Raw genomic sequence first — 23,165 nt, 5'->3', positions numbered from 1 at the left:
ATCTCTGCGCCGGGGGTTAAATCAAACGCGCAATATAGCAGGAACTAACCGTTTGCCTTGTCCAACTCCCGGATAATGGCATCACCCATTTCCGTGGTTGATACCTGCGTCATGCCCGCTGACATGATATCGCCAGTGCGAATGCCACTTGCAAGCACTTTTTGCACTGCCTCTTCCACAAGATCCGCTTCACCGTCCATATCGAAGCTATAACGCAATGCCATGGCATAGGAGAGGATAGTGGCGATCGGATTAGCGATATTCTGACCCGCGATGTCCGGAGCGGAGCCATGAACTGGCTCATAGAGGGCTTTACGCCGTCCGGTTTCATCGATATCGCCAATAGACGCCGACGGCAGCATACCAAGGGAACCGGTCAGCATTGCCGCGCAATCGGAGAGAATGTCACCAAAAAGGTTATCAGTGACGATCACGTCAAACTGCTTGGGCTTACGAACGAGTTCCATGGCCGCCGCATCCGCGTACATATGGCTAAGTTCCACTTCCGGGAATTCCGTCTCGCCGATTTTCGTGACTTCCTCGCGCCAGAGAACGCCTGATTCCATCACATTGGCTTTTTCGCAGGAACACACGCGGTTATCGCGCTTCTTCGCCAGCTCAAAGGCAACGCGGGCAACCCGCTGAATTTCCGGTGTCGTGTAGACTTGGGTGTTCACACCACGGCGGATACCGTTACCGAGATCTTCGATCCCACGTGGTTCACCAAAATAAACACCGCCCGTCAACTCGCGCACGATCATAATGTCAAGGCCACTTACCAGTTCTGGCTTCAGGCTGGACGCATCGACCAGCGCATCGAAACAGACTGCCGGGCGGAGGTTCGCAAAAAGCTCAAGATCTTTGCGCAGACGCAACAGACCACGCTCCGGCTTGATTGAAAAATCGAGGTTATCCCATTTCGGGCCGCCAACAGCTCCGAGCAAGACCGCATCCACATTCTGGGCCTTCTCAACGACTTCATCCGTAACCGGAATGCCGTGCTTGTCGATGGATGAACCGCCGACAAGATCTTCGTCAACATCGAAGGAAACGGCGCGGTTGTCCTCCATCCAGCTAACAATGCGGCGCACTTCGCCCATCGCTTCAGGGCCAATGCCGTCGCCGGGCAGGATCAACAGGGATTTATTTGATGCCATAACAATTCACTCTCATAATAACCGGATCTCAGATTACAGCCAAGGCTGCTGCATTTTGCGGGTTTCTTCATATTCCGCGACTTTGTCTTCCTTTTTCATGGTCAACCCAATTTCATCAAGGCCCGTCAACAGGCAATGCTTGTTAAAATGGTCGATCTCAAAATGAATGACACCGCCGTCTGGTCCCCGGATTTCCTGAGCCTCCAGATCGATAGAAATTGTCGCATTGGCGCCGCGCTCCGCATCTTCCATTAGTTTACTGAGATCTTCAGGCGATACCTCAATCGGCAAAATTCCATTGCGGAAGCAGTTATTATGAAAGATATCGGCAAAACTTGTGGAAATCACACAGCGGACTCCGAAATCTAGCAATGCCCACGGTGCATGCTCGCGGCTAGACCCACAGCCAAAGTTATCGCCTGCCACAAGAATTTCAGCGTTGCGATAGGCTGGCTGATTAAGGACAAAATCCTCTACTTCGGTACCATCATCATTATAGCGCATTTCAGCAAACAGGTTTTTCCCGAGGCCTTTTCGCTGAATGGTTTTCAAATACTGCTTGGGAATGATCATATCGGTATCGATATTGACCAAAGGCATTGGCGCGGCAACCGCCGTGAGCTTATTGAATTTTTCCATTTTCTTATTCCTTATCCCAGGTCCCGCACGTCTGTCAGATGACCGGTCACGGCCGCAGCTGCGGCCATCGCAGGGCTCACCAGATGGGTCCGTCCGCCTTGTCCCTGACGCCCCTCAAAGTTCCGGTTGGACGTTGACGCACAACGATCACCCGGCGCGAGCTTGTCCGGGTTCATGGCCAGACACATGGAACAACCCGGCTGACGCCATTCAAATCCCGCGGCCTCGAATATCTTGTCGAGACCTTCGTCTTCTGCCTGAATTTTGACCAGTCCGGATCCCGGAACGATAATCGCGTTCACTGTATCCTTGACTTTCTTGCCCTCAACAATTTTCGCGACAGCACGCAAGTCTTCGATCCGGCCATTAGTGCAGGAGCCGATAAAAACGTGATCGACTTCGATATCGGAAAGCTTCATGCCGGCCGTCAGGCCCATATATTTAAGCGCCCGCTCAGCCGCACCGCGCTTGCCCTCATCCGCAAAATCACTGGGCGCAGGGACTGAGCCTGTGATTGGCAGCGCGTCTTCCGGGCTGGTGCCCCATGTCACATACGGAATCAACTCACTCGCGTCGAGTTCCACCTCCGTATCGAAATACGCGCCCTCGTCAGAATTCAGCGTCTTCCAATACGCGACGGCCTGCTCGTACGTGCCGGCCTTTGGGGCATAAGGGCGACCCTTGATATATTCAAAAGTGGTTTCGTCGGGCGCAATCAGTCCGGCCCGGGCGCCCGCCTCGATCGTCATATTACAGAGCGTCATCCGCCCTTCCATGGAAAGCGCGCGGATAGCATCACCAGCATATTCGATCACATGACCGGTGCCGCCCGCCGTTCCAATCTTGCCAATAATGGCAAGGGCAATATCTTTCGCTGTCACACCGGGAGGTAAATCACCACTGACGGTTACCCGCATGTTCTTGGCTTTTTCCTGAACCAGTGTCTGGGTGGCCAGCACATGCTCAACTTCGGAGGTTCCGATGCCATGCGCCAGAGAACCAAACGCACCATGGGTCGAGGTATGGGAATCACCACATACGATTGTCATGCCCGGCAGGGTCAATCCCTGCTCCGGCCCGATGATATGCACAATCCCGCGCCGGTCATCAGTCATGGAGAAATAGGGAATGCCGAATTCCGCCGTGTTTGCTTCCAGTGTATCTACCTGAAGCTTACTTTCGGGGTCGGTTATTCCCTTTTCGATATCCTTGGTCGGGACATTATGGTCGGCAACCGCAAAAGTTGCGTCGGGGCGGCGAACCTTGCGCCCCGCGACACGCAACCCTTCAAAGGCCTGCGGGCTGGTTACTTCATGAACAAGATGACGGTCGATGTATAGAATATAGGCTTCGTCTTCCAGTTGATCCACAACGTGACTGTCCCAGATTTTATCGTACAAGGTTCTAGGGGTTCCCATTTTCTATCCTCGCAATTCGTCAAATTTTCTTATTCATTCATATTCCGCAGGCACATCAATCGGCGAACTATTCGCCACTTTTGCTGGCGTAGCGGTCTTCACGGCGTTCGCGGATACGGGCTTTCTTACCACGCAGTTCGCGAAGGTAATAAAGCTTCGCCCGACGCACAACGCCCTGACGGATCACTTCAATACGGTCGATACGCGGAGAATAGAGCGGAAAAATACGCTCAACACCTTCACCGTAGGAAATTTTCCGAACTGTGAAGTTCGCATTGATGCCGCCGCCGTTACGGGCAATACAGACACCTTCAAAGGCCTGGATACGCTCACGCGTGCCCTCGACAACCTTCACATGCACCCGAAGGGAATCCCCGGGGCGAAACTCAGGCACAGGACGTTCTGCGGTGAGTTTCTCGATTTGCTCTTGCTCTAGCTTTTCAACCGTATTCATGGCTTTCACCCTTTTATCAAAAATTACGCTTCCGACGGTCCCACAGGTCCCGCCTTCGTTCCTTGGTCAACTCTTCGGACTGGCGAAGTCGCCACTCCTTGATTTTCTCATGATGTCCCGAAAGCAGAACTTCCGGGACCGCCCGGTCTTCCCAGACCGGTGGACGAGTGTAATGGGGATATTCCAATAACCCATCCGCAAAACTTTCTTCTTCCAGCGACTCACTGTTCCCGGTAACACCGGGCAGCAGGCGAACCACCGCATCCAATAACGCCAACGCCGCAATCTCGCCGCCGGACAGGATGAAGTCGCCAAGGCTGACTTCTTCCACGTTGCGGGTTTCCAAAACCCTCTGATCCACACCTTCGAAGCGGCCGCAAACCATAACCGCGCCCGGCCCGTCCGCCAGTTCCCGAACAAAGGCCTGATCCATGACCCGGCCACGGGGGCTAAAATAGATCACCCGCGTAACATCTTCGGACGCTGCAAGAGCCGCATCAATCGCCGGGCCTAATACATCCGGTCGCATCACCATTCCGGCGCCGCCACCAAAAGGACTGTCATCAACATTGCGGTGCTTGCCAATGGCAAAATCGCGAATATCTCTGACCGTCAGGTCCCAGGCTTTCTCTTCAAGTCCCTTGCCCGCCAGGCTTAGGCCCAACGGCCCCGGAAACATCTCCGGGAAAAGGCTTAAAATATGGGCGGTCCAAACCATCCGCTATTCCCTTTTCCCATCTCGATCCGCGTTACGGCTTCGCCGCACTCTCCGGGTTTTCCGGAACTTCAAAAAAGTCCTCACCTAACTCAACGACAACCCGCCCCCCGGAAATATCAACCTCCGGCACCATCTCGACGGTGAAAGGAACCAAGACCGCTGCCTTTTCGCCTTTCCCCTCGGGCACAATTTCCAGCATATCCCCTGCGCCAAAATCATGCAGGCGTAGAACAATGCCAAATTTCGTTCCGTCCTGAAAGAATACCGGCAAACCGATCAGGTCCGCATGATAGTATTCTTCCTCTTCTTTCGTTTCGGGCAATCTGTCCCGCGACACGTAAAGCTCCGTCCCTTTCAGGGCCTCGGCCGCGTTGCGATCTGATATACCCTTAATCCGCGCCACCGGCAAACCTTTGCTTAGGCCAACTATCTTCAGATTGAAGGTCATTTTTCCGGATGCATCCATCAAAGGGCCATAAGCACCAACATCTTCCGGGTTTTCAGTGAAGCTTTTGATCTTCACTTCGCCCTTGATGCCTTTGGCCCCGACGACTACGCCCATCAGCAGCATTCCCACCTCAGGCACAAGAATACGCCCTTAGGCCTCAGCCTTCTGATCCGCTTCCTCTGCAGGAGCCTCTTCAGCGGCAGCTTCCTCAACCGGTGCTGCCTCTTCGGCAGGGGCGGCTGCGGCTTCTGCCTCAGCTTCCTTTGCGGCCTGACGTGCTTCTTCCTGCTCCTTCAGCCGTTCCTGCGCCTTGGCTTTTGGCTTGGCTTTTTCCGGGTTGTTGCGAACTGGTTTCTCGCCTAGACCTGCAGTTGCCATCAAATGCGCTACACGATCAGTTGCCTTTGCGCCATTGCCGATCCAGTACTGGATCCGCTCCCCATTCAGGGACACGCGGTTTTCATCATCCTTCGGCAGCATCGGGTTGTATGTGCCCAGACGCTCAATATACCGTCCATCACGCGGGCTGCTGGCTTCAGCAACAACGACACGATAGAAGGGACGCTTTTTTGCGCCCTGACGGGTAAGGCGAATTTTAAGTGCCATATTACGTTCTTTCCTTTAACAAACTCGAATTCATTTATAACTTCATTCCTGGCGGCAAAAGCCCCTGCATGCCTCCGCGTGCAATGCCTTTTTTGCCAAGCTTCTTCACTTTTTTCATCATACCTGCCATCTGCTTATGTTGCTTGAGCAGACGGTTGACATCCTGAACTGACATGCCTGATCCCGCCGCAATACGCTTCTTGCGGGACGCAGCAATAATTTGCGGGTTGCGCCGTTCCTTCGGCGTCATCGACTGGATCATCGCTTCCTGACGAACCAGTAACTTGTCGTCAAGATTGGCGGCATCCAGTTGTTTTTTCATTTTGCCGACGCCCGGCAGCATGCCAACAAGGCTGTTCATGCCGCCCATTTTACGCATCTGGCGCAGTTGGCTCGCCAGATCATCAAGATCGAACATGCCCTTCTGCATTTTAAGGGCAAGTTTTTCAGCCTCGTCCTTCTCGATTGTCTCGGCGGCCTTTTCAACCAGCGAGACAATATCGCCCATGCCAAGAATGCGGTTAGCAATACGGTCAGGATGAAAAGCCTCCAGTTCATCCAGCTTTTCGCCAGTACCAAGAAGCTTGATCGGGCAGCCCGTCACTTCGCGCATGGACAGTGCCGCACCACCGCGTCCGTCGCCATCTATCCGGGTCATGACAATACCGGTGACATCAACACGCGACTTGAACTGTTCGGCCACATTGACCGCATCCTGACCTGTCAGGCTGTCGACAACCAGCAGGGTTTCCGTCGGACGGCTTTCCTTATGGACGGCGTCCATTTCAGCCATCAGGGATTCGTCTACATGAAGTCTGCCCGCAGTATCGAGCAGAACCACATCAATACCCTGTAGCTTCGCTGACTGAACGGCACGCTTCGCAATCTCGACCGGCATTTGCCCTTCAATGATCGGCAGGGTCGCAATATTTGTTTGCTCACCAAGAATCTTGAGCTGCTCCTGAGCGGCGGGGCGACGCACGTCGAGAGAGGCCATCATGACCTTTTTGCTCTGCTTTTCGGTCAGCCATTTGGCGATTTTCGCTGTAGAGGTGGTTTTACCGGAACCCTGCAGGCCGACCATCATATAGACAACTGGCGGAACCGCGACGAGATTAAGCTCCTGCTGTTCCGATCCCAGCATTTCGATCAGCTGGTCATGGACAACCTTAATCACCATCTGCGCTGGATTGACGGACTTCAGAACTTCCGTGCCCACCGCTCTGGTCTTTACGCGCTTGATAAAGCTTTTGACAACGGGCAGCGCAACATCCGCCTCAAGGAGAGCAACGCGGACTTCGCGCAACGCTTCCGTGACGTCTGCTTCCGTGAGTGCGCCGCGCTTGGTCAATCGCCCAAGTACATCACCCAGTCTGCCTGTCAAACTTTCAAACATTCGGCTCTAAACCCGTTCAAAATCCTAATTCTGACAACTAAGCCAAACAACGCAAAAAACGCCAGGGCGCGAAACTCGCGGGCTGGCGGATGCCTATTACGGCACTTGTATGTTGCGACTCGATTGTCGTGATTGGCTGGAATTAGCCATAGACCCCATCATAAGTCAAGCATAACCACCAATCCACTATGATAAATGTGCTGGACCGAAGGCACCGAAACGCCTATATCGCGGGGTATGGAACAGATACCCTTTATAAAGATGCATGGCCTTGGCAATGATTTCGTCATCATTGATGGACGGGCGACGCTGCCTGACCTCTCAGGACCAGCGCTCCGTGCCATTGCGGATAGGCATCGGGGCGTGGGATATGACCAGTTGATTGTCATGGAACCGACAGCGAAGAATGCTGATATCTTTATGCGTATCTACAATTCCGATGGCAGCGAGGCCGAGGCATGCGGAAATGCCACCCGTTGCGTCGCCCATCTCCTCATGGAGGAAGCGGATAAGAATGCCGTCACAATAGAGACCAGGGCGGGATTTCTAGCCGGAACGACCGAGGACCGTCATCACATTGTGATCGACATGGGAACGCCGAATCTGGGTTGGCGGGATATCCCCCTCTCCCGAGAGGAGGATACGACGCATATCAACCTCACCATCGGCCCGCTAAATGATCCGGTTGGCGTGAACATGGGCAATCCCCACGCGGTATTCTTTGTTGAGGACGCCGACGTCGTTGACCTTGAAAAATGGGGACCAATTGCTGAGACAGACCCGCTCTTTCCCGAGAAAGCCAATATCAGCATTGCCAGCAAGATGGCCAATGGTGATATCCGCTTGCGCGTTTGGGAACGCGGTGTTGGCATTACGCTCGCCTGCGGATCCGCGGCCTGCGCCACAATGGTGGCAGCAAATCAAAGAGGCATAGCAGGAAAAGAGGCAACATTGCACCTGAACGGTGGCCCGCTTGATATGCGGATTGGCGACAAGGGACATGTTTTTATGGGCGGCCCCATCGCGACATCCTATCGCGGCGTCCTAGGCCCCGATCTTTTGAAAGGGGCAGCGTAATGGGTGAGATCAAGCCGCTTGCCGCGCCCGAAATCATCACCTTCGGCTGCCGCCTGAATACTTACGAATCCGAAGTGATGCGCGGTCATGCAATGTCAGCGGGGCTGACAAACGCGATCATCATCAACAGCTGCGCCGTGACGAACGAAGCAGAACGTCAAGCGCGACAGGCTGTGCGCAAAGCGCGCCGGGAGCATCCCGACGCCAAAATTATCGTCACCGGCTGCGCCGCGCAGACGACTCCTGAACAATTCGCCTCCATGCCGGAGGTTGACCAGATTCTCGGCAATATAGAGAAGCTGGAGCAGCAGTCCTTCGGGCTGGAGCAGGCGGAGCGGATGCAGGTCAATGACATCATGTCAGCCGAGGAAACGGCGGGGCATCTTATCGAAGGATTCGATGGCCGCGCCCGTGCCTTCCTGCAAATCCAGAATGGCTGCAACCATCGCTGCACCTTCTGTATCATTCCTTATGGCCGCGGCAATAGTCGGTCCGTGCCCATAGGCGCGATTGTTGACCAGGCTCGCTCCCTCACCGGGAATGGATACAAGGAATTTGTCCTGACCGGCGTTGATATAACCGCCTATGGCGAGGATTTACCCGGCTCTCCAACCCTCGGGCAGATGTGCCGCCGCCTTCTTGCCGCAGTGCCGGAAATGGAGCGGCTTCGTCTTTCCTCCCTCGATCCTGTGGAAGTGGATGATGATCTTTGGCGACTGATCGAGACCGAACCGCGTCTGATGCCGCATCTGCATATTAGTCTCCAGGCGGGCGATGACATGGTGCTTAAAAGAATGAAACGGCGACATCTTCGCGATGACGTCTATGCCTTTGTTGAAAAGGCGCGTCGGCTCCGCCCAGAAGTTGTTTTCGGCGCGGATATCATTGCGGGCTTCCCGACCGAAACTGACGAGATGGCGGTCAACAGCCTCAAGCTGATTGAGGAATGTGACATCGCCTATATGCATGTCTTCCCTTATTCAGCGCGCCCCGGTACACCTGCCGCAAAAATGCCACAGGTTCCGGGAGACATCCGAAAAGCGCGTGCGGCTGATCTCCGTACCGCAGGCGACCATAATCTTGCGCAATTTCTAAAGAGCCTCGTCGGGACCGAGCAATCCGTCCTCGTTGAGAATAAAACGACGGGACGGACACGCCATTATGCACCGGTTGAGTTTAACTTCTCGGCAATCGGTGGCGAAATTATCCCGGTCAGAATTACTGGCACGAACGGTCAAAAAGTTTTTGCAGAACTTGCCGAGAATAAGGACCAATGAGCGAAACAAAAGAAAAAAAGGCTGGTTCAGTCGCCTGCGTGACGGACTAAAACGTTCCTCTTCTGCAATTTCAGGCGGGATCACCGATATCTTCACCAAGCGCAAGCTTGACGATGACGTAATTGAGGAGTTGGAGGAACTACTGATTAGCGCGGACCTCGGCGTCGCAACAGCCGCCCGCATCTCGGCCAATATTGCTAAAACCCGATATGACAAGGAAATCGCTCCTGAGGAAATCCGCGCTGCGCTTGCGGAAGAAGTCACAGCCATTCTTGATCCAGTGGCCGCGCCTTTCGTCCTTGATGAAAGCCGCAAGCCTCACGTTGTTTTGGTCGTTGGTGTCAACGGCTCCGGCAAGACAACAACTATCGGCAAGTTCGCCAAGCAATATAGGGCGGCAGGCAAGAAAGTAGTTCTCGCGGCCGGTGATACCTTCCGCGCGGCCGCGGTGGAACAACTTCAAATCTGGGGCCAGCGCACAGGGTGCGACGTGATCACCACGAAGGTGGGCGGCGATGCAGCAGGCCTTGCCTTTAGTGCGGTTGAAAAAGCGAAAGCAGATGGCGCTGATCTGTTACTGATCGATACTGCCGGAAGATTACAGAATAAATCCGACCTGATGGCCGAGCTTGAAAAAATTCTTCGGGTTATAAAAAAGCTTGAACCCGATGCGCCGCATTCTTGTCTTCTCGTGCTGGATGCCACTACGGGCCAGAATGCTTTGAGCCAGGTGGAGATTTTTGGAAAAATCTGTAACGTTACCGGTCTGGTGATGACAAAACTTGATGGAACGGCACGGGGCGGTGTGCTGGTCGCGATCGCCGACAAATTCGGCCTGCCTGTTCATGCCATTGGCGTTGGCGAAAGCGAAGACGACCTGCAACCCTTCGCCGCAAATGATTTTGCCCGCGCCCTGTCAGGTGCCGGAGACACTTAAAAAGGACCATATAAAGATGGCGACTGAAAGAGCAATGCCAAAGGGGCTGAAACCGGCGACGGAGTTGGGGCCGATCCTGGTTTTCTTCGCCGCCTACTATTTTGGCGATCTTTTTATTGCGACGGGCGCCATTATGATCACGACGCTGATCGCCCTCGCGACATCATATTACTATACCCGAAGCCTCCCCATGATGCCCCTGGTCACAGCGGTTGTCGTGATGGTCTTCGGCGGGCTGACGCTTTATTTGAATGATGAAACCTTCATCAAGATGAAGCCGACGATTATTTACGCTATTTTTTCTGTCATCCTATTCGCCGGGCTGATTCTTGGAAAATCCTTTGTCAAAGTCCTGTTCGACAACTTCTGGGATCTTGATAATGACGGCTGGAAAAAACTGACCATACGCCTTGCTTCCTTCTTCCTTCTCATGGCTATCGCCAATGAAATTATCTGGCGTAGCGTTTCGACGGAGCTTTGGGTAAATATCAAGGTATTCGGCTTCACCGCCGCGACCTTCCTCTTTTTCGTCGCGCAGGTACCTATGATCACACGCCACATGAATCAGGAAAAAGCCGACACGGACACATGACCTTCCGTTACTTTCCTCTCGATGGCACGGATTTCCGCCTGACGATGGGATTGCAGGCGTTAAGGGACCGATCCTTCCTTGATATCGATAACCAATATGCAAAGGATATTACGGAAAAGCGCCGCCTATTAGGCGACTATCGTGATCAGGTTTTTGCCGAGACCGCTGGCACTGATCAAGCGCAACAGCATATATATCGTCTGATCTCGGAAGATCTCGCCACACATCATTCAAGGGTAACTCCAGCTGAGACGTTGGGAGAAGAACCAAGCCCGCTAGCCCAAGCGGCTTTGATGGTTCAGGAAGATCTTGTCCTGATGCGAGAAGCTCCAGAAGGCTATATCCTGGTTGCCGCCTGTGTTTGCTTTCCAACTGGCTGGAACCTTGCTGAAAAGGTCGGCCGACCTATGCAGACTATTCACCAGCCCGTACCCGGATTGAATGACCGATTGGGGAGTCCGATAGACCGGTTCTTTCGTAACCTGAAGCCCGGCAAGAAGGTAGAGCGGTTTAACTGGGGCCTCTATGACAGCAATGCCCTTTTTCAACCCGGCTGGTGGCGTCACGAACGGCCTGTTGACTGTTCAATAACTCCAGAAAATATTGGCGAAAAGATTTTTTTCCGCGTGGAGCGGCAAACCCTCCAACGTCTCGGTAACAGTGGGGATGTCCTCTTTACGATCCGCATTTTCAACAACAGCCTTGCCGAAATATGCGTAGATCGCAATCGCGCTGGATGTCTGCTCCATAGTCTTAAGACGATGGAAACAGACATGCGCGACTATAAATCACTTCCCCGCTATGAAACGCTGATCACGGATTACCTGAAAGAGGCGCTCACCTAGTTCCCGAATACTGTAGTCAGAATTTCCGTTGTCCGTTTGACCGGATCATTGCGGATGGCTGCCTCTTCCTGTGCAAGGTAGTAAAACAAACCTTCCAACGCCTGTTCCGTCGCATGGCCCGTCAGGTCAGACTTGATATCCGGTACAAGGGGGTAGGTTTTATATTGTGACACAAGATTATCATAAGCCGTAATTGCACCAACATCCTGCAATGACTGTTCGATAATCGGGCGGACAGTCTCTGTCAAATCTGCTGTGGTGACTTTGCGGAAATACTGCGTCGCCGCGTCATCAGGGCCGCTATATATCCCTTGCGCGTCTTCAAGGGTCATTTCAGAAATGGCGTTATAGATAATTTCCTTGGTCTTGGGGGCCGCAGCTTCCGCACCTCTGTTCAGCCGTTCCTCCAACTCATCCGCCATGCCGGAGAGGCCAAATTTCTTTAACAATGACTGTGCTTGCTGCATTTTCTCGGGCAACGGGATATGGATCGCTGGATCGCCGTTATATCCGTCTGTTGTCCCAATCTGGCCAACCACCGTTTCCGTGCCAACCTTGAGCGCCTCTTTCAAACCCTCTGTGATCTGGCTGGTTGATAGATTACTCGCCGCACCGCTGCTGGATCCGCCCGAAGAAGACGATGTCGTATCGGTGATCGTCTTTTGCAGCTTGTCGAGCAGACCTGCCTGCAAATTTGTCGCGCCTGCGAGCACAAACGCGACGCCCATCGCTACGATTGCCATTGTTTTGTTCATTCTAGAAATCCTCAAATAAGCCTGTTAGCGACGTAAAATCTCATATGATTTTTCAAGCATTTCCCCCTCCGCATTGGAGAACGGCGCAAAATACTTAGAATCTTTTATCTGTCTATACTGATGTAGTGCCCAATAAACAGTAGGAAAGGCAAGATCGTTCCAAGGGATATCATCCCAATCAAAAAGACGAACTTCCAGCGATTCCGGCCCGGCAGAAAACTCCGGTCTATCCAGCACCGCACGATACATAACCTGAACCTGGCTAATATGGGTAACGCTATAAAGAGCAAGAAGGTCGCGTATTCGTATTTTGGCGTTTGCCTCCTCGAACGCCTCACGCATCGCCCCATCGGCCGTGGTTTCATTTTGCTCAAGATATCCGGCGGGCAACGTCCAAAAGCCTTTACGCGGATTGATCGCCCGCTTACAGAGCAGAAACTTATCTTCAAATGTAACAACGGAGCCCACAACTACCTTTGGATTATCGTAATGTATCCAGCCGCAATCAGCACAGACATGACGTTCCATATTGTCGTCAGCGGGGATCTTGCGCTCAAAGGCATAATCATCAGGATTTATAGACGCCACGGGCTAATTTCTTTCCATCCGTTAAAGCGTAACGGTATCAATTTTTGTTCGCGCCGGAAAGGCTCTTTATTGCCTCCGCCGCGGCGGTGTTCACGGCACTTCCTGTTTCTGTCACGGCCTGAAGCCGGGCCCATATATGGATTGCCTCGGCATTATTTCCGCTCGCGGCTTCGGCAACACCAAGATACCAAAGAGCCTGGGGATGATCCGGGTTTTGATCAAGAACCATTCGGTATAGTTCAACTGCAGAAGCAGGAGGTACACCCGTATCGCCTGCCGCCTGAACATGTGAGAGTGCTTCTGCCTGAAGCGCCTCTAAATCGTCAGGTTTCAAAGCGCGGGCTCGAGCGTAAGCATCGGCAGCACTCTTATAATTCTGAAGCGTGCGATAGGCCTGCCCTAGCCGCATAAGTCCTTCATAATCCGGAGCCTCTTCCATGCGCGTGGCCAGTCGATCCACCATTGAAGCTATCATTTCCTGTCGATCTTCTGGCGACATCTCTGCCGCTGCCTCAATATCCTCGGAACTCGGACCGGCTTGTTCTACCGCTGCGATCTTCTGATCGAAGAGGTCACCAATATCAGTGTTGGTTTCTTCGGCGGTCTGTTCAATCCGTCGCGCGAGAACTGGCATGAAAGGGGCATCTGCCGGGCTTTCCTCATAAAGCGCGATCCAACTTTTGAGTGCGCCCGACGGATCCCCAGCCTGCGCATCGCGAAGGGCAAGGTAATAACGCGCACCCGGATTATTGGGGTTCAGCGTCGCCGCAGCCTCGAACGCCTCTTCCGCGGCCGGCGTGATTGTCCCGTCTGATGCAAAATAGTAGTTTTCACCCGCCCCAATAAAAAGCTCTGCAGAGTTCGGAGCAAGCAGGGTCGCTTTCATATAAGTTTCCGCGGCTTCATTATATCGCTCCAGACGGGTTAACGTCCGGGCCAGCAGAACCCAGCCGTCGAGATTATCCGGCTGCGCCTTCAGCGCATCAACAAGCCGCTGGATCAAGACTTTAACGTCCTGTGTTTCAAGTGCCGCTCTCTCCGCCTCGATATTGCGGGCCATCAAAGGTCGGGCGGAGGTGTTCGGCGACCCAAGGTCGGCATAAAGCGCAAATGAAATGGCCGGGACTGAAATTGCAAGAACCAAAGCGATCGGCCAACCGACCTGCCGCCCCGAGTAGGAGGACACTTTTTCATCCAACCGTCCCATACGGAGCATGCGCCGCTTGATTTCCACTCCCATGGACTCAGCCTCTGCCTTGCCAACAATACCGCGTGAGACATCGGACGCGAGTTCATCCAATTGCTGTTTGTAGACCTCAAGCCCCTGATCCGCATGATCGCGCAAATCGCGGCCTTCGCGCAGGAAAGGCCAGACAAGAATAATAATCACGACAAGCAGGATTATCGAAAAAACGATCCAGATCATGCGTTTTTCCCGGGCTCATCCGAATTCAACAACTCGTTGATTTTCGTTTCTTCCTCCGCGGAAAGCTTGATGGATTTCTCCCCATCAACCTCGCGATTGCGGCTTCGCAGAAAAACAAGCATTGCAAAAGCACCAAGAAGGAAGATCAGCGCAGGACCAAGCCAAAGAAATAGAGTGGTCATTTTAAATGGCGGGTCGAGAAGAACCCAATCCCCAAAGCGAGCGACTAGGAACGCTCTGACCTCATCGTCCGTTTCCCCGAAGGCGATCCGTTCCCTGACAATCTGACGAAGGTCTTTCGCAAGGTCCGCGTTGCTATCGAGAATTGACTGGTTCTGGCATACTAGACAGCGGATTTCGCCAGAAATGTCTCTTGCGCGTGCCTCCTGTGCCGGGTCCTCCAGTTTTTTCTCAATAAAGACAGCCGACGCAGAAATGACGATTAAAGGCACAAGCACCATGGCCAGCATTACCGGACGGAGGAATGACATCACGATCCTGCCTCATTTAAAAGCGGGAGGATGCGGCTTTCAAACATATCCCTGCTGACCGGCCCAATAATTTTATCGAGAATTTTACCATCAGGACTGATGATAAAGGTTTCCGGAACCCCATAAACGCCGAAATCAATACCAACCCGGCCTTTCAGATCCATGCCAGTGCGTTTATATGGATTTCCGTGACGTGCGAGCCATTGCGCGGCGGCCTCGGGCGTATCCTTATAGTTCAAGCCGTAGATATCGACTGTATCCTGCGTCTTCAATTCCATGAAGAAGGGATGCTCCGCCATACAGGCAACACACCAGGACGCGAAGACATTCAGCAAGACAACTTTCCCCGTCGCGAGATCCGTTTGCGCCAAGCCCGGCCCGTAGCCAGGTACAGGTTCCAATGCAAACTCGGGCGCTGGTTTACTGACCAACTCCGTCGGAATTTCCGTTGGGTTCAAATTAAAAAGTGCATACCACATCACCGCTGCGATACCGGAGAAAGTCAGTACAGGGATAAGAAACCGAAACCGCATCATTCTAACCTTTCGCGCCCGACAAATCCGGGCTAGCGGTTTCCTTACGGCGAGCGCGGCGCGGCGCGCCAAGACGCAAACGCCGATCACTCAGGCTCAGCGCCCCGCCAAGGAACATGACAAAAGAACCTATCCATATCCAGGAGATAAAGGGCTTGTGATATATGCGGACAGCATAACCGCCTGTGCCATCTTCCTCTCCAATTACCGTATAAAGATCCGCACTGAGCATGGGCCGGATGGCGGCCTCAGTCGTATCCATTGGCGGGGTGGTATAGCGCCGCTGTTCCGGATACAGGTAAACACCCTTATTACTCCCGGTTGAGGCAAGGAAGGTACCACGGACGGCGTCATAGTTGGGCCCGGCAATCGTTTCCGCGCCATCAAAGCGGAAATCATATCCGCCAACGGAGACAATTTCTCCCGGCCGCATTACCCCGAGATGTTCCGACTGCCAGGTTTCTGACGCGGTGATCCCTAAAATAACCAAAGCAACGCCGATATGAGCAACTGTCATGCCGTGGGCGCTTCTGGGAAGTTGTTTCATCCGCCGCCAGCTGCTTGCCAAAGGTCCGCGGAAAAGCTTGATGCGCTCCGACCACTCAAGCAACGATCCGACAAACACCCAGGCAAAGAGCCCCAAACCAACAAGCGACATAACCGGCGTATTCGTCTGCTGCCACCAGGTAAACCCAACTAATACAAACGAAACAAGAAGCGCAAACTTAAGCCGTGAAATGACTCCGGCAAGATCTCCGCGCTTCCAGGCAAAGAAGGGACCGAACGCCATGGCGATTACGAGCGGGATGGCAAGGGGAAGGAAAGTAGCCTCAAAATAGGGCGGTCCAACGGAAACCTTGGCACCGGTGAAGGCATCCAGAAAAATCGGGTAAAGCGTTCCCAATAAAATCGTCGCTGTCGCAGTGGAAAGCAACAGGTTATTGAGAACCAATGCCCCCTCCCGGCTAATTGGGGAAAAGAGACCGCCGCCCTTCATTTGCGGCGCACGAATTCCATAAAGCAGCAACGATCCACCAATCACAAAGATCAGAAAGATCAAGATAAAGATCCCTCGCGCCGGATCGGATGCAAAGGCATGTACGGAATTCAACACGCCCGAACGAACAAGGAAAGTGCCGAGCAGACTTAAACTGAACGCGACAATCGCCAGCAATATTGTCCAGTTTTTGAGGGCATCTCGTTTTTCAACGACGATTGCGGAATGCAGCAATGCGGTTGCCGCAAGCCAAGGCATAAACGATGCGTTTTCGACCGGATCCCAGAACCACCAACCGCCCCAGCCAAGCTCGTAATAGGCCCACCAAGATCCCAGAGCAATTCCGATCGTCAAAAACCCCCAAGCGGCAAGCGTCCAAGGGCGCACCCAACGCGCCCAGGCGGGATCTACCCTCCCCTCAATCAGAGCGGCAATGGCGAAAGAGAAGGTGACAGACAGGCCAACATAACCAAGATAAAGAAACGGTGGATGAAAGGCGAGGCCGGGGTCCTGCAACAACGGATTAAGACCACTTCCGTCAAGCGGGGCCGGATCGAGCCTCTCAAACGGATTGGAGGTAAACAGGATAAACATCAGGAAGCCGACGCCGATTAACCCCTGAATAGAAAGAACACGTGCCTTCAGGGTATCAGGCAGGTTACGACCAAACGCCGCAACGGCTAATCCAAAGAGCGCCAGAATCAAACTCCAAAGCAGGAGCGACCCCTCATGATTTCCCCAAACGCCGCTTATTTTATAAAGCATGGGTTTTAGGGAATGGGAATTGTTCGCCACATTCAAAATCGAAAAATCGCTGGCGACATAACCAATCGTTAAACAGATAAAAGCTCCGGCAATGGCCGCGAATTGAACAAAAGCGGCATTATTCGCGAACCGCATCATAGGTTGACTGTTTCGTGCTGCCCCGATAAGCGGAAAAATGCCTTGAAATACTGCCGTTATCAGTGCCAAAATTAGGACGAACTGACCAATTTCTGCAACCATCAGCCACCATCCTCCGGTTGCCACTGCCCGGCTTTTTTGAGCGCGTCCGCAACCTCCGGCGGCATATAATTTTCGTCATGCTTGGCAAGGACGTTGGTTGCGACGAATACTCCCTCTTCGTTGAAGGCACCTTCCGTCACCACGCCCTGTCCCTCCCGGAATAAATCGGGAAGCAACCCTTTAAAAGTAACCGGCACCACCTCATTCAGGTCTGTCACACTAAAGCGCGTGATGACGCCGTTTTTCTCAACACTACCTTCCTCCACCAGACCGCCAAGTCGGAAATTGCGGCCAGGTTCGATAGGTTTTTCGACAAGATCGGAGGGGCTTCTGAAGAATACGAGGCTGTCTTCGAATGACGTGAGCACGAGCGCCGCAGCGATACCGAGAACACACATTCCCGCAAGGACAAAATATAGCCGACGTTTCTTTCGGGTCATTGCAGACTCTCTCCGGCGGGTGCCGTTGCTTTCCGGCCGCCCCGTTTATGCCGGCGACCTTCTATCAACGCAAGCTCACGCTCGACGATTGTCAGGCGGCGGCGACTGAAAAAATACAGCATCAACAGCGCAAGAGCGGAGATTGCAAAGCAAGGCCAAATAAATAGCCCGTACCCACCCATATCAAAAAATGTTGCAACCTGATCCAATATGATCCTCAAAGCCTTTTGTTTCGGAGGAATATAGTTGTTTCCCACCTAAAATACATAACGGAACGACTATTCTGCGTCACAATGCCGCGATCAGAAAAAGTCGAACTTCCCTTAGCTTTCCCGTAGCTCTGCAATCTGTAGGACGTGAAGACGGCGTTTCAGGATTTCAGCCTTCACCCGAATGATCAACACCATGACAAAAAAGGCTGTATAGGCAAGCCCCATAACCAACAGCGGAATAAGAATGGTGCTGTGAATTTTCGGGCCATCCATCGTCGCAACGCTTGCCGGTTGATGCAGTGTATTCCACCAATCCACCGAGAAACGGATAATCGGAATATTCACAACCCCGACCAGCGCGAGAATGGCAGCCGCCTTTGCAGCCTTCGTTGGATCGTCAAAACTCTCCCAGATTGCCATATAGCCCAGATACAGGAACAACAGGATCAGCATGCTTGTCAGCCGCGCATCCCAAACCCAGAATGTACCCCACATGGGCTGCCCCCACAAAGACCCGGTTACCAGCGCGAGGAAGGTAAAGCAGGCCCCAATCGGCGCGGCCGCCTTCGCCGTAAGATCAGCAACCGGGTGCTTCCAGATAAGACCGACCGCAGAACTAACCGCCATCAACGTGTAAATCATCAAAGCCATCCAGGCGGCAGGGACATGGACGAACATAATGCGCACGGTATCCCCCTGCTGATAATCCGGCGGAGCAACGAACAGGCTGAGATAAAGCCCGCCAAGCAGTAGAATAACGGTCAGCCAGACACTCCACGGATAGATCGCTGCTGTGATTGCCAGAAACCGTTTGGGGTTGGCATATTTATGTAAATCAATGGCCATGACTTAATTCAGTTCCTAAGTTCCTCATGACAGAGACAATCTCAACCCTGCCGCCGCTGCCAACGGTCCAACAACCAACGCACCCAGCGAAACGCCGCCAAGCAAAAATAGATGAGGGACCACAGTAAGCTGGGCGATTGCGGCATCGACAGCCGCAACACCAAATATCAATATCGGTATATATAGAGGAAGTACCAAAAGTGACAACAAAACACCGCCGCGTCGCATTCCAACAGTAAGCGCAGCACCCATTGCCCCGATCAAGCTCAACGTCGGTGTGCCTATCAGGAGAGCTAAGGTTAAAGCGAAAATACCGTCTCCCGGAAGATTAAGAGATAGCCCCAGAATCGGCGCAATTACAATTAGCGGCAGAACGGAGGTCAGCCAATGCGCAATAACTTTGGCAAGCACCAGAATTTCCGTGGGTAAAGGCCCGATGATCAAAAGGTCGAGAGAGCCATCTTCGAAATCCGCCTGAAACATCCGGTCGAGAGTCAGGAGACATGAAAGCAAAGCCGCGACCCAGAGAACGCCGGGACCTATCCTCGCCAGCACCGCAAGTTCCGGCCCAACGCCGAGCGGAAACAGCACGACAATAATGACAAAGAAAGAAAGACTGAGGGTAACCGCACTGCCCTGCCGAAACGCCAACCGGATATCCCGGCCAACAAGTTGGATAAAGCGACTCATGAGGCAGTCTCATCAAGATCAAGTATTTTGACCCGATCCAGTTCCATATCCTGATGAGTTGCGAACAACGCCATGCCGCCATCGTCCAGGTGACGAAGGAGCCGTTCCTTAAAAAGCGTAATGTAATGCCGGTCCAGCGCACTCAAAGGCTCATCCAATATCCAGAGCTTTGCAGGCGACGCAACCAGCCGAGAAAGGTTGGTCCGTTTTTTCTGTCCTTGAGATAACATGCCTGTCGGAGTATCCGCCAGCGCTTGAAGCTCAAACTTCTCCAGAGCCATCGCGACATTCGCTGTCCCGTGAAAGCTTGCCCAAAACCGAACGTTTTCGCGAACTGTCATCGCATGTTTAAGAGCGTCCAGATGACCAAGATAATGATATTGCCCGACATAGCCATCATAGTCCTTGAAAATATCCTTGCCTTGCCATTCGGCATGTCCGCGAAAAGGGGTCAGAAGCCGACCGCATATCCGAAGCAGTGAAGATTTACCGGCGCCATTTCGACCTTTGACCCATATCGCCTCACCGGCGGACAGTGTGAATGAAACGTCCTCGAAAATCAGCTGATTGGCGCGCTGACAGGCAAGATTTTGGGCGATAAAACTCATTTTCGCGGCATATCACTCCGAAAGGACAAAAATTAGGGCGTCGCCCTGTTTCCCTGACTACAGCAAGAAAGTCGGATTCGCAAATATATAGAACCGTCTTTTTGCGGACCAATCACACGTCGCATACAACATAATGATGCCAGAAACGCCGGTTCCGAAGCTTTGTACTTGAGAATTTTTCAAATTTAAGGCACATAACGCACATTGTAGAACCGGTGCCGCAGTTCCGGCATTTCCCGTTCCCCCTACCTTCAAGGAGCGATACGTTGACAACAACTGGTCACGACAGCCTTAACATTCGCCGCACACTCGATGTCGACGGCGACAAATATGACTACTACAGCATCCCGGAAGCTGAAAAAGCCGGTCTCGGCGATGTTTCCCGCCTTCCCTTTTCCCTGAAAGTCCTGCTGGAAAATCTGCTGCGCCACGAAGATGGCCGCACGGTTACATCGGAAGATGTGAGCGCGATTGCCGGCTGGTTAAAAGACCGCAAGGCGGATCGCGAAATCGCTTACCGCCCGGCCCGCGTCCTGATGCAGGATTTCACGGGCGTACCTGCTGTTGTCGACCTTGCCGCAATGCGCGATGCCATGGTGGCACTGGGTGGCGACGCAGAAAAGATTAACCCTCTTGCCCAATGCGATCTCGTAATTGACCATTCCGTAATGGTCGACAAGTTCGGCACCGCGGCCTCCTTCGGCCAGAATGTTGAGCTGGAAATGGAACGGAACGGCGAACGTTACGCTTTCCTGCGTTGGGGTCAGAAGGCCTTTAACAATTTCCGCGTTGTGCCGCCCGGAACCGGTATCTGCCATCAGGTCAATCTGGAATATCTCGCGCAGACTGTCTGGACGACAAAAGACCAGAATGGCAGTGAGGTCGCCTATCCTGATACATTGGTCGGCACGGACAGCCATACAACTATGGTCAATGGCCTCGCGGTTCTTGGCTGGGGCGTCGGTGGTATCGAGGCAGAAGCCGTTATGCTCGGCCAGCCGATTTCCATGTTAATCCCGGAAGTTGTCGGCTTCAAGCTAACCGGCAAACTGAAGGAAGGCACGACGGCAACTGACCTTGTCCTGACTGTAACGCAGATGCTGCGTGCACAGGGAGTTGTCGGCAAGTTTGTGGAATTCTATGGCCCCGGCATTGCGGAACTTGGACTTGCCGATCGGGCAACCATTTCCAACATGGCGCCTGAATATGGCGCGACTTGTGGCTTCTTCCCGATCGATGCTGAAACCATCAACTACCTCAATTTCACGGCACGCGATCCAAAGCGCGTCAAGTTGGTGGAAGCCTATGCCAAGGCTCAGGGCATGTGGCGCGACAATGATACACCCGATCCAGAATTCACGGCATCGCTGGAACTCGATATTTCAACAGTTGAGCCAAGCCTTGCCGGTCCGAAACGGCCGCAAGACCGCGTTTTGCTAGCAGACGCGGCCAACGCTTTTCAGGGTGCACTTCCGGAACTGGCCGGAACGAGCAGCGATCTGGACAAACAGATCCAAGTCGCAGGTGCCGATTACAAAATCGGTCATGGTAACGTCATCATTGCAGCAATTACTTCTTGCACCAATACCTCCAATCCGAATGTGATGCTCGCGGCCGGTCTGGTCGCACGCAATGCGCTCGCGAAAGGCTTAACTGTTAAGCCATGGGTGAAAACATCTCTCGCTCCCGGTTCAAAAGTAGTGACGGATTATCTCGAAAAAGCGGGCCTTCAGGATGACCTGGATGCACTCGGGTTTAACCTTGTCGGCTATGGCTGTACGACCTGTATCGGCAACTCCGGTCCCGTGGCTCCAGCGATTGCCGATGCCATTGCAGAAGGCGAACTTGTCGCCTGTTCTGTTCTTTCCGGAAACCGCAACTTTGAAGGCCGGGTCAGCCCGCAAGCAAAGGCAAACTATCTTGCGTCACCGCCGCTGGTTGTTGCCTATGCAATAGCAGGATCGCTCAATATCGACATCACAAAGGATTCGCTGGGCGACGACAAGGATGGTAACCCGGTTTATCTGAAAGATATCTGGCCGAGCAATGCGGAAGTGCATCAGACAGTGCGTGATGCCGTGACTCGCGATATGTTTGTAACCCAATATGCGGATGTTTTCTCAGGTGACGACACTTGGAAATCAATTAAGACTGCGGAAGGCCAGACATATACATGGGATAGCACCTCGACCTATGTTCAGCATCCGCCTTATTTCGAAGGGATGCAAAAAGAACCGGGGGCGTTCGAGGATATTAATGGCGCTCGGGTTTTAGCGCTTCTCGGCGATTCGGTAACAACAGACCATATTTCGCCTGCGGGCGCTATCAAGGCCGATGGCCCGGCCGGCGAATATCTGAAATCGCATCAGGTCGCGCCTAAGGATTTCAACTCCTACGGCTCCCGTCGCGGTAACGATCAGGTCATGACCCGCGGTACCTTTGCCAATATTCGGCTTCGTAACGAAGTGGCGCCGGGCACCGAAGGTGGTGTCACGAAGCATATGCCGGATGGAACGCAAATGTGGATATATGATGCCGCCGTGAAATACCGTGAAGAGGGCACGCCTCTCGTTGTTTTTGCCGGCAAGGAATATGGCACAGGGTCCAGCCGTGACTGGGCCGCGAAAGGCACGTTACTTCTGGGCATCAAGGCTGTTATCGCCGAAAGCTTTGAACGTATTCATCGCTCAAACCTCGTAGGAATGGGCATTCTACCGCTCCAGTTCCCGGAGGGAGTTACCCGCAAGACGCTTAACCTAGATGGCAGCGAAGTAGTTGACCTCGTTGGAATCGAGAGTGGCATCACACCACGCATGAATGTCGCCTGCAAGATCACGCGGACAGACGGTTCTTCGCAGGAGATTGACCTTCTTTGCCGCATTGATACGCTGGATGAGGTCGAATATTACCGCCATGACGGTATTTTGCAGTATGTGCTGAGAAATCTGACGGCAAGCTAATTTCCGACAGTAAAGTAGTTCCTAAAAACGGCGGTTCGAAAGGGCCGCCG

At 53.2% G+C, this 23,165-nt stretch carries 25 protein-coding genes; 6 read left to right on the top strand and 19 right to left on the bottom strand.

The window, feature by feature from the left end; all coding sequences use genetic code 11:
* Nucleotides 1-44: 44 nt before the first annotated feature.
* The 8 genes from leuB to ffh form a co-directional block, all read right to left on the bottom strand.
* Nucleotides 45-1,157, bottom strand: coding sequence for a 3-isopropylmalate dehydrogenase (gene leuB / locus AC0L73_RS11440; protein WP_473653792.1), 1,113 nt, complete (start codon nt 1,155-1,157; stop codon nt 45-47).
* Nucleotides 1,158-1,190: 33 nt separating this feature from the next.
* Nucleotides 1,191-1,796, bottom strand: a complete 606-nt coding sequence (leuD, locus tag AC0L73_RS11435) for a 3-isopropylmalate dehydratase small subunit (RefSeq protein WP_227948093.1) — start codon at nt 1,794-1,796, stop codon at nt 1,191-1,193.
* Between the two features lie 11 nt (nt 1,797-1,807).
* Nucleotides 1,808-3,214, bottom strand: a complete 1,407-nt coding sequence (leuC, locus tag AC0L73_RS11430; protein ID WP_227948094.1) for a 3-isopropylmalate dehydratase large subunit — start codon at nt 3,212-3,214, stop codon at nt 1,808-1,810.
* Between the two features lie 67 nt (nt 3,215-3,281).
* A complete protein-coding gene (rplS, locus tag AC0L73_RS11425; RefSeq protein ID WP_227948095.1) occupies nt 3,282-3,668 on the bottom strand; it encodes a 50S ribosomal protein L19 in 387 nt (128 codons plus the stop codon).
* Between the two features lie 16 nt (nt 3,669-3,684).
* On the bottom strand, nt 3,685-4,386 hold the full coding sequence (gene trmD, locus AC0L73_RS11420) for a tRNA (guanosine(37)-N1)-methyltransferase TrmD (protein WP_227948096.1): 702 nt from the start codon (nt 4,384-4,386) through the stop codon (nt 3,685-3,687).
* A 31-nt stretch (nt 4,387-4,417) separates the two neighbouring features.
* The gene (gene rimM / locus AC0L73_RS11415; protein ID WP_473653791.1) at nt 4,418-4,972 is read right to left on the bottom strand and encodes a ribosome maturation factor RimM; all 555 of its coding nucleotides are present in this window, start codon (nt 4,970-4,972) and stop codon (nt 4,418-4,420) included.
* A gap of 12 nt (nt 4,973-4,984) precedes the next feature.
* Nucleotides 4,985-5,440, bottom strand: a complete 456-nt coding sequence (rpsP, locus tag AC0L73_RS11410; protein ID WP_473653790.1) for a 30S ribosomal protein S16 — start codon at nt 5,438-5,440, stop codon at nt 4,985-4,987.
* A 34-nt stretch (nt 5,441-5,474) separates the two neighbouring features.
* Nucleotides 5,475-6,836 (bottom strand): signal recognition particle protein, encoded by a 1,362-nt coding sequence (gene ffh, locus AC0L73_RS11405; protein WP_473653789.1) that lies wholly within the window; start codon nt 6,834-6,836, stop codon nt 5,475-5,477.
* A gap of 237 nt (nt 6,837-7,073) precedes the next feature.
* Here ffh and dapF point away from each other — a divergent pair, with 237 nt between their 5' ends.
* From dapF to AC0L73_RS11380, 5 genes are read left to right on the top strand one after another with little or no spacing between them, the layout of a single operon-like run.
* The gene (dapF, locus tag AC0L73_RS11400) at nt 7,074-7,913 is read left to right on the top strand and encodes a diaminopimelate epimerase (RefSeq protein WP_227948099.1); all 840 of its coding nucleotides are present in this window, start codon (nt 7,074-7,076) and stop codon (nt 7,911-7,913) included.
* On the top strand, nt 7,913-9,190 hold the full coding sequence (gene mtaB, locus AC0L73_RS11395) for a tRNA (N(6)-L-threonylcarbamoyladenosine(37)-C(2))-methylthiotransferase MtaB (RefSeq protein ID WP_473653788.1): 1,278 nt from the start codon (nt 7,913-7,915) through the stop codon (nt 9,188-9,190). Before dapF ends, mtaB begins: the two co-directional genes overlap by 1 nt.
* Complete coding sequence (gene ftsY / locus AC0L73_RS11390; RefSeq protein WP_473653787.1) at nt 9,168-10,127, top strand: signal recognition particle-docking protein FtsY; 960 nt, start codon at nt 9,168-9,170, stop codon at nt 10,125-10,127. Before mtaB ends, ftsY begins: the two co-directional genes overlap by 23 nt.
* Nucleotides 10,128-10,143: 16 nt before the next feature.
* A complete protein-coding gene (locus AC0L73_RS11385) occupies nt 10,144-10,719 on the top strand; it encodes a septation protein A (RefSeq protein ID WP_227948102.1) in 576 nt (191 codons plus the stop codon).
* Nucleotides 10,716-11,564, top strand: coding sequence for a heme-dependent oxidative N-demethylase family protein (locus tag AC0L73_RS11380; protein WP_473653786.1), 849 nt, complete (start codon nt 10,716-10,718; stop codon nt 11,562-11,564). The genes AC0L73_RS11385 and AC0L73_RS11380 overlap by 4 nt, the downstream gene beginning before the upstream one ends.
* Here AC0L73_RS11380 and AC0L73_RS11375 read toward each other — a convergent pair.
* The 11 genes from AC0L73_RS11375 to ccmA form a co-directional block, all read right to left on the bottom strand.
* Nucleotides 11,561-12,319, bottom strand: a complete 759-nt coding sequence (locus AC0L73_RS11375; protein WP_227948104.1) for a DUF4197 domain-containing protein — start codon at nt 12,317-12,319, stop codon at nt 11,561-11,563. The genes AC0L73_RS11380 and AC0L73_RS11375 overlap by 4 nt on opposite strands.
* 24 nt (nt 12,320-12,343) lie before the next feature.
* Nucleotides 12,344-12,907, bottom strand: coding sequence for an NUDIX hydrolase (locus AC0L73_RS11370; RefSeq protein WP_227948105.1), 564 nt, complete (start codon nt 12,905-12,907; stop codon nt 12,344-12,346).
* 37 nt (nt 12,908-12,944) lie between these two features.
* The gene (gene ccmI / locus AC0L73_RS11365; protein ID WP_227948106.1) at nt 12,945-14,333 is read right to left on the bottom strand and encodes a c-type cytochrome biogenesis protein CcmI; all 1,389 of its coding nucleotides are present in this window, start codon (nt 14,331-14,333) and stop codon (nt 12,945-12,947) included.
* The gene (locus tag AC0L73_RS11360; protein WP_227948107.1) at nt 14,330-14,824 is read right to left on the bottom strand and encodes a cytochrome c-type biogenesis protein; all 495 of its coding nucleotides are present in this window, start codon (nt 14,822-14,824) and stop codon (nt 14,330-14,332) included. Before AC0L73_RS11360 ends, ccmI begins: the two co-directional genes overlap by 4 nt.
* Nucleotides 14,824-15,360: a DsbE family thiol:disulfide interchange protein gene (locus tag AC0L73_RS11355; RefSeq protein WP_473653785.1), complete on the bottom strand. Its 537-nt coding sequence runs from the start codon at nt 15,358-15,360 to the stop codon at nt 14,824-14,826. The genes AC0L73_RS11360 and AC0L73_RS11355 overlap by 1 nt, the downstream gene beginning before the upstream one ends.
* A 1-nt stretch (nt 15,361) precedes the next feature.
* The gene (locus tag AC0L73_RS11350) at nt 15,362-17,359 is read right to left on the bottom strand and encodes a heme lyase CcmF/NrfE family subunit (RefSeq protein WP_227948109.1); all 1,998 of its coding nucleotides are present in this window, start codon (nt 17,357-17,359) and stop codon (nt 15,362-15,364) included.
* A complete protein-coding gene (gene ccmE / locus AC0L73_RS11345) occupies nt 17,359-17,799 on the bottom strand; it encodes a cytochrome c maturation protein CcmE (RefSeq protein WP_227948110.1) in 441 nt (146 codons plus the stop codon). The genes AC0L73_RS11350 and ccmE overlap by 1 nt, the downstream gene beginning before the upstream one ends.
* Nucleotides 17,796-18,008, bottom strand: coding sequence for a heme exporter protein CcmD (gene ccmD, locus AC0L73_RS11340; RefSeq protein WP_227948111.1), 213 nt, complete (start codon nt 18,006-18,008; stop codon nt 17,796-17,798). Before ccmD ends, ccmE begins: the two co-directional genes overlap by 4 nt.
* 114 nt (nt 18,009-18,122) lie before the next feature.
* Nucleotides 18,123-18,857 carry a heme ABC transporter permease gene (locus AC0L73_RS11335; protein ID WP_227948112.1) on the bottom strand — a complete coding sequence of 245 codons (735 nt, stop codon included), beginning with the start codon at nt 18,855-18,857 and terminating at the stop codon, nt 18,123-18,125.
* 24 nt (nt 18,858-18,881) lie between these two features.
* On the bottom strand, nt 18,882-19,547 hold the full coding sequence (gene ccmB / locus AC0L73_RS11330; RefSeq protein WP_227948113.1) for a heme exporter protein CcmB: 666 nt from the start codon (nt 19,545-19,547) through the stop codon (nt 18,882-18,884).
* On the bottom strand, nt 19,544-20,155 hold the full coding sequence (ccmA, locus tag AC0L73_RS11325) for a heme ABC exporter ATP-binding protein CcmA (protein WP_227948114.1): 612 nt from the start codon (nt 20,153-20,155) through the stop codon (nt 19,544-19,546). Before ccmA ends, ccmB begins: the two co-directional genes overlap by 4 nt.
* Before the next feature lie 266 nt (nt 20,156-20,421).
* On the opposite strand from ccmA, the gene acnA reads away from it, so the two are divergent.
* Complete coding sequence (acnA, locus tag AC0L73_RS11320; RefSeq protein ID WP_227948115.1) at nt 20,422-23,115, top strand: aconitate hydratase AcnA; 2,694 nt, start codon at nt 20,422-20,424, stop codon at nt 23,113-23,115.
* Nucleotides 23,116-23,165 lie beyond the last annotated feature (50 nt).

This window comes from Sneathiella sp. D3-11 (assembly GCF_055809395.1).
This window is presented reverse-complemented; position numbering and strand designations above follow the sequence as displayed.